Source organism: Marinimicrobium agarilyticum DSM 16975 (assembly GCF_000423345.1).
GTDB classification, from domain to species: domain Bacteria; phylum Pseudomonadota; class Gammaproteobacteria; order Pseudomonadales; family Cellvibrionaceae; genus Marinimicrobium; species Marinimicrobium agarilyticum.
In genome coordinates, this window is the sequence record NZ_AUHU01000008.1 from 231,556 (window position 1) to 241,616 (window position 10,061).

13 protein-coding genes are annotated in these 10,061 nt (G+C 55.2%); 7 read left to right on the top strand and 6 right to left on the bottom strand.

Translation table 11 applies throughout. The annotated features are described in order from the left end of the window. The 5 genes from G547_RS0110560 to G547_RS0110580 all read right to left on the bottom strand — a co-directional run bounded on the left by G547_RS0110560 (window position 1) and on the right by G547_RS0110580 (window position 3,867). Entirely contained in the window at window positions 1-432 is a 432-nt protein-coding gene (locus tag G547_RS0110560) for a c-type cytochrome (protein ID WP_027329832.1), read from the bottom strand. Between the two features lie 120 nt (window positions 433-552). Then, window positions 553-1,233, bottom strand: coding sequence for a DUF3313 family protein (locus G547_RS0110565; protein WP_027329833.1), 681 nt, complete (start codon window positions 1,231-1,233; stop codon window positions 553-555). A gap of 125 nt (window positions 1,234-1,358) precedes the next feature. Continuing rightward, window positions 1,359-2,714, bottom strand: coding sequence for an alanine/glycine:cation symporter family protein (locus G547_RS0110570; protein WP_027329834.1), 1,356 nt, complete (start codon window positions 2,712-2,714; stop codon window positions 1,359-1,361). A gap of 356 nt (window positions 2,715-3,070) precedes the next feature. After that, window positions 3,071-3,295, bottom strand: coding sequence for a putative signal transducing protein (locus G547_RS20975; RefSeq protein ID WP_084645882.1), 225 nt, complete (start codon window positions 3,293-3,295; stop codon window positions 3,071-3,073). A gap of 11 nt (window positions 3,296-3,306) precedes the next feature. Continuing rightward, complete coding sequence (locus tag G547_RS0110580) at window positions 3,307-3,867, bottom strand: gamma carbonic anhydrase family protein (RefSeq protein ID WP_027329835.1); 561 nt, start codon at window positions 3,865-3,867, stop codon at window positions 3,307-3,309. Window positions 3,868-3,993: 126 nt separating this feature from the next. Between G547_RS0110580 and prlC the strand changes: the two genes are divergently transcribed. Next, window positions 3,994-6,051 (top strand): oligopeptidase A, encoded by a 2,058-nt coding sequence (gene prlC / locus G547_RS0110585; protein WP_027329836.1) that lies wholly within the window; start codon window positions 3,994-3,996, stop codon window positions 6,049-6,051. A gap of 3 nt (window positions 6,052-6,054) precedes the next feature. Next, window positions 6,055-6,309: a YheV family putative zinc ribbon protein gene (locus G547_RS0110590; protein WP_027329837.1), complete on the top strand. Its 255-nt coding sequence runs from the start codon at window positions 6,055-6,057 to the stop codon at window positions 6,307-6,309. A 211-nt stretch (window positions 6,310-6,520) separates the two neighbouring features. Here the strand turns inward: G547_RS0110590 and G547_RS0110595 are convergent, their stop codons facing one another. After that, complete coding sequence (locus tag G547_RS0110595; RefSeq protein WP_027329838.1) at window positions 6,521-7,486, bottom strand: integron integrase; 966 nt, start codon at window positions 7,484-7,486, stop codon at window positions 6,521-6,523. A 337-nt stretch (window positions 7,487-7,823) separates the two neighbouring features. Between G547_RS0110595 and G547_RS0110600 the strand changes: the two genes are divergently transcribed. From G547_RS0110600 to G547_RS0110620, 5 genes are all read left to right on the top strand, one after another. Further along, window positions 7,824-8,117: a hypothetical protein gene (locus tag G547_RS0110600; protein WP_157209839.1), complete on the top strand. Its 294-nt coding sequence runs from the start codon at window positions 7,824-7,826 to the stop codon at window positions 8,115-8,117. 120 nt (window positions 8,118-8,237) lie between these two features. After that, complete coding sequence (locus G547_RS20980) at window positions 8,238-8,555, top strand: hypothetical protein (protein ID WP_027329840.1); 318 nt, start codon at window positions 8,238-8,240, stop codon at window positions 8,553-8,555. 78 nt (window positions 8,556-8,633) lie between these two features. Further along, the gene (locus G547_RS0110610; RefSeq protein ID WP_027329841.1) at window positions 8,634-9,119 is read left to right on the top strand and encodes a hypothetical protein; all 486 of its coding nucleotides are present in this window, start codon (window positions 8,634-8,636) and stop codon (window positions 9,117-9,119) included. A 122-nt stretch (window positions 9,120-9,241) separates the two neighbouring features. Further along, window positions 9,242-9,460, top strand: a complete 219-nt coding sequence (locus G547_RS0110615; protein ID WP_027329842.1) for a DUF6500 family protein — start codon at window positions 9,242-9,244, stop codon at window positions 9,458-9,460. Between the two features lie 122 nt (window positions 9,461-9,582). Beyond that, complete coding sequence (locus G547_RS0110620) at window positions 9,583-9,903, top strand: hypothetical protein (RefSeq protein ID WP_036188035.1); 321 nt, start codon at window positions 9,583-9,585, stop codon at window positions 9,901-9,903. The last annotated feature ends 158 nt before the right edge of the window (window positions 9,904-10,061 follow it).

The following is a 10,061-nucleotide window of genomic DNA, read 5'->3' on the forward strand; positions in this document are numbered from 1 at the left end:
TTAACTACTTTCTTCGATCATGTAATCCACGGTCGCCTTAATTTCCTCTTCAGAACAATCACTGCACAGCCCCATGGCCGGCATGGCGTTAAAGCCATTGATGGCGTGGTCGTATAGGGTCTCAGTGCCCTTGTCGATGCGGCTGGCCCAATCCTCCACGCTGCCCAGTTTGGGGGCGCCGGAAACGCCAGCGTTGTGACAGGTCATACAGGCCGAGTTGTAAATTTCCTCCCCCGAGCGTGGCTCACCACTGCTGGCGCTGGCCACCGGTGCGGCGGCGCAGTCTTCACCCGCCATGCAGACTTCACCCACCGGTGCCAGGCGGGATTTGATGGCTTCGGTCACTTCGTTGGACTGAGCCACCGCCAATGCGGAAAGCAGACCCAGACTGACAGCCACTAAAAGGCCGATGCGTTTCTTGACTAGACTCACGGTGCTTGGTCCTCGTTATGGGAGGCGGTGCCTCGCTTAGTATGTTCGCGAGGGCGCATTATAGCCACAAGAGCGCTGTGCGCAAAGTTAAGCCGCACACACAGCGCTCCGGGCCTACTATCAGGGTGCTTCGGCTGATGGAACCGCACCGCCAATCAACAGATATTGCGCCAGGTTACCGGTCCAGCGGTCCATTAGCTGGCGGAAGTGCCGGTAGTTTGATCCGCGGGTGGTCCATTCCAACTGGTTGGCCATCATGCCGTCGGCTTCCCGGTGATCCACAAACTGGGCGATGGGGTGGCCGTCGGGGCGGTGCAACACCAGATCAAAGGTCGCGGTCCCCGCGTCTTGAGTGTAGTGGCGGGTAATGCCCGGAACGCTCAGGTCCGGCCCGTAAATGTTCAGGTCCCGTAGCGTCGGGGTAAACACGATCTGCGCCTCCGCGCGATTGGTGGTCACTGTGACACCGGTGCGCTCGGTCAACCCCTCTTTCAGAGCCTCATTGAGCAGCCGTGCGTACTCGGTATGAATACGCTCCAGGTCACGGTCGGTGTAATCGCCCCGGTGGTCCCTCAGCCAATAGTCGCTCAGGGTGACCTCGGCGGGCTCGATAAACACCGTCTCAAAACGGGGTATGCGCTCGCCCTCGGCCACAAAAACGAAGTCAAAATTGCCTTTGGCGGTTGGTTTCAGGGTTTCGTCGGCGACGGGAATGTAAGGGCGCTGGCTGCAGGCAGATAACGCCAACGCTCCGAACAGTACTGAGGAAAGGGCCACACAGCGGAAGAGGGTGGGTTGCATAGAACCTCCAAGCGAATAAGTTATAGGCGCGGGGCGGCTGATGACAGGCGCCCGCGTTGTAGCATTGGACAGACACTATGCGCTGGTGTTGCGTAAATATTTGTCTATAAATTGTACGCTCCGGTTCAGGGGTGACGCTTGAAGTAGTCCTGCGCGGCGCGGTTCACTTTGGGGGCCAGCAATAAGGCTGACACCATAGTCGGAATGGCCATGGTGGCGTAGAGGCCATCGACCAACCCCACGATGGCTTTCAGGCTGACGATGCTCCCCAAAATGACCAGGGCCGTGTAAATCCACACATAGTGGTGCTGGTGCTGAGCCCCGACCAGAAAGCCCAGGCATTTGCTACCGTAGTACCAGAATGTAAATACGGTGCTCAGGGACAGCAGGGCCACCACGAGAGCCAGTAAATAGGCCCCGAAACCGGGAAAGGCGGTTTCAAAGGCCTGGGCGGTCAACGTCACCCCATCGATGTCGCTGTTCACCTGCCAGCTGTCGGTGACCAGTATGGCCAGGGCGGTGCAGGTGCAGACCAACAGGGTGTCGATCACTGGCCCCATCATTGCCACCAGCCCTTCGCGCACGGGCTCCTTGGTTTTGGCGGCGCCGTGGGCCATGGATTCGGTGCCGATGCCGGCCTCGTTGGAGAAAGCGCCTCGGCGCACACCCATCAGGATGACGGTGCCGATAGCGCCCCCGGCGGCGGCCTGACCGGAAAAGGCGTCGCTGATGATCTGGCCAAAGGCGGCGGGAATTTCGCCCGCGTAGCGAACCAGCAGAATCACGGTCATGGTGAGGTAGATCAGGACCATGGTGGGGACCAGCCGAGAGGTCACTTGCCCTACGCGGCGAATGTGACCGGTAATGACCAGTAGCACCAACCCCGCTATGATCAGACCCAGGGTCAGGTCGAAGGCAAAATGGCTGTCGTTCGTCGCCAATCCCGCCGGGATGGCGACCACTTCGCGCATAATCTGTACCAGCTGGTTGACCTGAAACGCCGGCATGGTGCCCAGCAGTCCCGCGACTGCGAACAGTCCGGCCAGTGGCCACCAGCGTTTACCCAGGCCTTCGCGCACCACGTACATGGGGCCGCCCTGGAGCTGGCCGAGGCTGTCTTTGCCGCGGAACATGACGGCGAGGGTGCAGGTGTAGAATTTGGTGGCGACGCCGATGACGGCGGTGACCCACATCCAGAAAACGGCGCCGGGCCCGCCCATGGTGATGGCGAGCGCCACGCCGGCGATGTTGCCGAGGCCGAGGGTGCCGGAGAGGGCGGTGCTCAGTGCCTGAGCGTGGGGAATGTCGCCTTCGTCGTCGTGGTCGTCGTAGTAGCCCCGCAGGATGTGGAAGCCGTGCCGGAAGTGGCGGTAGGGTAGGCCTTTGGAGTAGACGACGAAGAAGGTGCCGCCCCCGACCAGCAGAATGACCAGGGGCGTGCCCCACATAAAACTCGCAAATGCCGTAAATACCGCTTCCATAAACTATTTCCAGTCGTACTAGTCGTGTCCGGTCGGGGCGAGGTAGAGCCTTCGCAGACCCGCCGTGAACCCGTCCATGGGGGCTTCTCATCGGCATCCATGCCTCGGCTTTGGCTTCCTGCGTCGCCCTAACACCTACATCCATGTAGGCGTCAGAGAGTCTGCGAAGACTCTACCTCGCCCCGACCTCAGTGCCACATTTAACCGTCTAACCGTCTAACCGTCTAACCGTCTAACCGTCTAACCGTCTAACCGTCTAACCGTCGTGTAGGGTTGGTAAGCGCGCGGAGCGCGCGCCACCTACCAACTAACTCCCCGTCACCCACCAAACCCTCATTTTCCTATCCATTCTCCAATCACTCCGCCGCAAACTCCCCCGCCTCGTACCGCTGCAGTACCGCTTTGGCAGCCTCTACTTCGTTCTCATGCACCCATAACGAAATGTTGTTCCCCGCCGGCAACTCCCCTGCCGCTCCGGGTAGATATTCTCCGCGAATCTCGCACTCCACACCTTCGGATTCGAGCAAGCCCTGTACCAGGTAGGCTTCGATGTTGTTTTCCGGCAGATAGATCTCGTGCATAACCAGGCCCTCTAGTTGTTGTCGTTCAGGTAGGTGTCTTTGAGTTTCACGTAGTTGTTGGCGGAGTATCGGAAGAACTCCCGTTCGTTGTCTTTGAGTGGCCGGGCCGGTTTGCAGGGGGAGCCTACGTAAAGGTAGCCGCTTTCCAGGCGTTTGCCCGGGGGGACGAGGGTGCCGGCACCGATGATGACGTCGTCTTCTACCACCGCGCCGTCGAGTACGGTTGACCCAATTCCGACCAGCACCCGGTCTCCGATGGTGCAGCCGTGCAGCGTGGCGGAGTGGCCGACGGTGACGTCGTTGCCGATGGTCACGGGGTAGCCATCCGGGTTGTAGGGGCCGGCGTGGGTGATATGGAGGACGGTATTGTCTTGAATACTGGTCCTTTCGCCTATACGTATATGGTGCATATCGCCCCGAATGACCGCGCAGGGCCAGACTGATGAGTCGGCCCCAAGGCTGACGTCGCCGATCACCACAGCGGCCGGGTCCACATAGACCCGTTCGCCCAGTTGCGGCGTATAGCCCTGATAGGCCCGCAGGCCCGGGGCCAAAGCGTCAGATGCACTCATAGGACGTTACCTCGTTCAGTCATTGCGATACCTCGGGACCGGTGATTATGGTCCTACCGGTGTATCATGGTAGCGTTCCCGGAAGTTAAGCGCGAATGTTGAGAGTGAATTTTGGAGAAGTCATCTATGGCCAACCCCTTGTTGGAAGCCCACGAACTGCCCCCGTTTTCCGCCATCAAACCGGAGCATGTGGAGCCGGCCATCCGTCAGTTGATTGAGGAGAATCGAGCCCACCGCGAGCAACTGCTCAAAGGGCTCGAGCAACCGACATGGGACAATTTTGTCGCACCGCTGGAAGCGGAGGAGGACCGCATTGAGCAGGCCTGGTCCCCGGTCAGCCACCTCAACGCGGTGTGCAATAACGACGAACTGCGCAAGGCCTACAACGCCAGTGTGGCCTTACTGACCGAATACAATACCGAACTGGGCCAGGATAAACGCCTGTATAAAGCTTATCAGGCCTTGGCGGACGGCCCTGAATACAAACAGCTGACCCAGGCCCAACGCCAGGCGATTGATCACGCGCTGCGGGATTTTCGCCTTGGGGGTGTTACGCTTGAGGGCGAGCCGAAACAACGTTACGGCGAAATCAAAAAGCGCCTGTCCGAACTTTCCACCCAGTTCTCGAACAACGTGCTCGATGCGACCCAGGCCTGGTATAAGCACTTTACCGACCCGGCCGACCTGGAAGGGTTGCCGAAATCGGCGCTTGAGCAGGCCGCTCAGGCCGCCAAACAGAAAGAACTGGACGGCTATGTCATTACTCTGGACATTCCCTCCTTCCTGGCAGTGATGACCTATGCCGATGATCGGGCGCTGCGGCGCGAGGCCTACACGGCCTTCGTGACTCGCGCCTCCGCCGAAGGCCAGAAAGCCGACGGCAGCAGCGCCGCCGAATGGGACAACACCGCGATCATTGATGAGACCTTGGCGCTGCGCCACGAACTGGCCGGGTTGTTGGGTTTCAACGACTATGCCGAGCTGTCATTGGCCAGCAAAATGGCCGACAGCACCGAGCAGGTGATCGGCTTTCTGAATGAGTTGGCTGACAAGTCCAAACCCTTGGCGGAAAAAGACGTTAAGCAGCTGAAAGATTTTGCCAAAAAAGAAGGCTGCACCGACCTGCAAGCCTGGGACATGCCCTATTACAGTGAAAAGTTGCGGCAGGCGGACTACGCCCTGTCACAGGAAGAGCTACGGCCCTACTTCCCGGCCGAGCGGGTGATCGGCGGCCTCTTCGATGTGGTCAAACGCCTCTATGACATCGACATTCTGCCGGTGGCCTCCTTCGACAGTTGGCATCCGGACGTTCGGTTCTATCAGATTTACAAAGACGGCGAGCACATCGCCGGCTTTTACTTCGACATCTTCGCCCGTGAAAACAAACGTGGCGGCGCCTGGATGGCGGACTGCCGGGTACGCCGGCAAACCGAGAGCGGCGTGCAGCGGCCGGTCGCGTTCCTGACCTGTAATTTCACCCCGCCGGTGGGCGAGACCCCGTCACTGCTCACCCACGATGAAGTGACCACGCTGTTCCATGAATTCGGGCACGGCCTGCACCACATGCTGACCCAGATTGATGTCGCCGCCGTCAGTGGTATTAACGGCGTGGCTTGGGATGCGGTCGAACTGCCCAGCCAGTTCCTGGAAAACTGGTGCTGGGAGCCGGACGTCGTGCCGATGATTTCCGGCCACTACAAAACCGGCGAACCGCTGCCCAAGCCCCTGCTCGACAAACTGCTGGCGGCCAAAAACTTCCAGTCCGGCATGCAGATGGTGCGGCAGATCGAATTCTCCCTGTTCGACTTCCGCTTGCATGCGGACTACAACCCGCAGAACCCGAAAGCGCCCCAACAGCTGCTCGATGAAGTGCGCGATCAAGTCTCCGTGGTCAAACCGCCCGCGTTCAATCGCTTCCAGAACAGCTTCAGCCACATTTTTGCCGGCGGCTACGCGGCCGGTTATTACAGCTACAAATGGGCCGAAGTGCTCTCCGCCGACGCCTTCTCCCGTTTCGAGGAAGAGGGCATTTTCAATCGAGAGACCGGCGAAAGCTTCCTGAAAGAAATCCTGCAACAGGGCGGCAGTCGCCCGCCGATGGAACTGTTCGTCAACTTCCGCGGCCGCGAACCGAGCATTCAACCTTTGCTACGGCACAGCGGCATTGATGAGGAGGCCGCTTAGCCCATGGCTTTCAGCAAAACGCCCCGGTTTATCGCCGGGGCCATCTGCCCCCGCTGCTCCGAAATGGACCGCATCCTCGTCTACAACGACGAGAACGGCAAAGACTTCCGTGAATGCGTCAGCTGCGGCTTCAAACAGGAACAACACCTCCAGCCCCAATACCGGGAGCCTGAAACCCGCGTCAACACCACTGAGGAGGAGCGCAAAGCCCAGGAACAGGTCGTAAAAATCATCCCCTCGAACGACAGTGACCACTGACTTACTATTGAGCCCCCAGAGCATAACGGTTCGACGCGTTGAGACCCTGGAATTCGTAGGGTACGGTAAGCGCGAAGCGCGCCACCTACCATTCCAACCTTGCAATCCCCCCTTTATCTGATACGTTTACCAGACAAACCAACCAGCCCCGTTGCCACATGGACGATGTCGCACTACGGGAGGTAGCGTGCCTAAAGGTCTTTGTGGCGCATTAATCTACTATCGTGTCCAGCGGACTGCGGGTCCCTGCATAGTGTTTCCCCAGCACATGTGTATAAATCTGCGTCGTCTTCACATCGTTGTGCCCCAGTAGCTCCTGGACGCTACGAATGTCATAGCCGCTTTCCAGCAAATGGGTGGCGAACGAGTGCCGAAAGGTATGGCAGTTGACTCGCTTGTTGACGACCCCCGCTGCTGGCACAGCACGACGCAGTGCCTTCCGAACGACAGAGTCATGTAAATGGTGCCGGCAAAGCGTCCCGGTGAGCGGATGTTCGCTGATCGATTCAGATGGGAAAATGAACATCCATCCAGGTGTGCGATAGGCAGAGGGGTACTTTTTCGCGAGTACACCGGGCATGGAAGGGCCAATCCCGCTTTCGTTGTCTTTTTGCTGAGTCGCAAGTGCTTTTTCAATTGCTTCTTTCAACTCAGGGACCAACGACTGACTCAGAAGCGTTTGACGATCTTTTTTTCCTTTACCGTCTCGGACGGTCAGTGACATTCGATCAAAGCACACATCCTGTATCCTGAGGCGCAGGCATTCAGACACTCTTAAGCCGCTACCATAGAGAATAGAAACAATCAGCCGCTGAGGCTGAGGTAAATGGGACAGAATTGCGCGAATTTCTCTGGGCGCTAACGTTGTGGGTAGATGGCGTTGTTTACTCGCGGGTAAGAAATCAATTTCACCGAGCGGGGTATCCAACACCTTATGGTACAAATAGACCACTGCGTTCAACGCGACCTTCTGTGTATTGACGGCGACGTGACGATCCACCGCCAGCCAGGTTAAAAATGCCTTAACCTCGTTGACTCCCATAGCAGTGGGGTGTTGCTTGTCATTGAAGATAATAAACTGCTTGATCCAAAAGAGGTAAGTCTTCTCAGTCCGAAGACTGTATCCACGAAGACGAATATCGCGACGAATCATTTCCAGAAAAGGGCTGGATGGCATCAGAATCACTCCCTGTAATAACGATCAGTTTCTGTATTTTTATACAGTATATTTGCCAGTCTTGCAAAGCTTGTCGTATAGGTCGTCTTTACAGAGCACGTTTTTTGCGGTCCGATGACAATTTTTCTTTTAATATCAGAACATTAGAAACGCTACTGCGGTAAATAACAGGCGACGTCGGGTCGAAAACTGAGCTGGCACGGTTTCCCCCTGTTGTTTCTATGCTAAAGTTCATATTACATTATTCATTTCAATGAGTTAGCGGCATTTAAGCGGAAACGCGCATAGAGGAAAAGCGTGCCGGCTCGATATACAAATGTTCTGTGGTAAGGAAATTATGAAGGTATACGAGAAAGTCGATGTGGACCAGGCATTTGAATCGGTCATAAAATTGATCGATGATGGAGCCGACTTGCAAAGCCTGAGAACCTTTTGTGGTAGCCTTGCCATGACAGTCACCTCGCGATTGGAGCAGATTAGAAATGGCACTGCGAAAAGTGCCGAGAGAGAGTTTGAAATCGCCAAACTGGAAGCAGCAAGTTCCCTGCTTCGGTTCAAGTTGAATAGCAGCACTGCCGAAGACATTACCCGTGATAAAACCGAGGCCTATAAAGCCTATGCGCTGCACTAAAAGGTCGTCTTCGGGGTTACCAAGAGCACAGAACAATGCGTGCCAATACACCGCCGCAAGCGTCGGTGGGACGCTCGCAAGCTCGCGCCCTTGCACGCGGCGTTAAATGTACGGTATCTCATGACTGAGAAGTCTATCGCCAAGCTCACGTTTTCGATTGGTCTGGCCTTTTTGGCTAGCTTATATGTCGTTGATCTAGGGTTCGGCGGTTGGGATTATCCGCTTTCTGACCAAGCGGGTTATGGACTGAATACAGCGGCTAGAGCATACTGGGGAATAGGTGGTATAGCACTCATGACCAATTTATTTTTGATGTGGCGCGACATGTATAGGAAAGGAAAGTGGGCTTGGTTTGTTACTACGATATTTGTCTTTTTCTTTAGTGCGCTTTCTTACTACTTTATCGAGTATAGGAAGCAGAATACCCAAGACATTTAACCAATCGCAGCACTGCGCAGCCTTCGGCTGCCGGATGCTCGCACCGGTGTGCGCGGCGTTACGTATCAGAGTGAGCCTATGCCCACAGTAGAAGACGTGTACCGCAAGTTTGGCTTCGTTGCAGAAGCAGCCCAGCTCCTTGAGACGGAGCTTGGGACACTGCTTATCTATGAAGAGGCGGTAAGCGCTGATCTAATTGAGGCTCCAAATTCAGACATCGCAAATGATATATATAGCAAGATCGACAGATACACACTAGGGCGATTGATTAAGAATGCAAAGAATAAAGTGGCTTCAATCGATAAATTGGAAAACTTGCTCGCCGCAGCTTTAACGGAACGAAATAGACTATCTCACTCGTTCTATAGAGAGCACAATTTTCGGTTAAGAGCTGAAGCTGACGATGGTCGAGCCATCATGCTCAAAGATCTTGAACGTATGCATGAGGTCATTTTAGATGCCTATAAAGCAGTGATGCTGCTATCGGGCATTGATTTGGAAAAGCTTGATGAGGCCCCCGAGGAGTATCGGTCAATAGAATCGCTTGGGCACGTTAGAATATGACAATACGTAACAAAGCAAATCAGCATCGCACCAGCAAGCTGGTGCTGGACCTCGCTACGCTCGGCCGCTGTTTGCGACGTTATGTGTTTGGGTGACCGTGATACAAAGGAATTAGTCAAAAAATGAGAAGTGATCTAAGAGCCAAAATAATCGAAGTGTGCGACAGAAAAATAGCGGCCAAAGGTAGCACTGTCGGCCTTTCCTTCTATGCATTTTTCGCCAACAAAAATGATGATCCCAAGTTGCTAATGGAAGCGGCTACATGGTGGATTCAGACGCACGAACTTGATCATTTTGAAAAGGCACAGAAAATCAAAGGAATGATAAATGATGGGCTCTGATTTTAGGTGCAAAACACATAACCAAGCCAATCACGGCGACAGCTTTTCCGTTGCGGCTCCGCCTCCACTACAAAGCTGCGCGTGTTGGCGGCGTTAGCGAAAATATAAAGGAGATTTTAAGAATGCCCGATATAAAAGTTGCAAAAATTGGAGCGGGAACGGTATACAAACTCTTAGGCATAGGACTAACTGTTGGGTTTTTCCCAATTTTCGTATTATTTGGTGTAATGGCCGCAGCTGGGATGTCAACACTGACATGGAATGAAGAGCCTGTTACCGGCTTCAGCGCAATTTTTATCGGGCCGCTCATGGGCCTTTTTATAGCCGCGGTATTTACGGCCGTAATAGGTAGTGTTGCTACGTTTGGCCTTTGGTTATTTTCGTTCTACAAACCGCTCAACATCGAATACAAAGCCAGCAATGAAAACAACTCGGATCGCTAACAAGGCCAAGCACTTCGCCCCAGCGAAGCTGGGGCGGGACCTCGCTGCGCTCGGCCCGTGTTGGCGGCGTTGAGGCCGTAGAAAAACTCCAAAAATAAGGCACTTTTTGCTAAAATTCAGGCATCGTTTAAAGGATGCGACGCCATGCCAAACTTCAA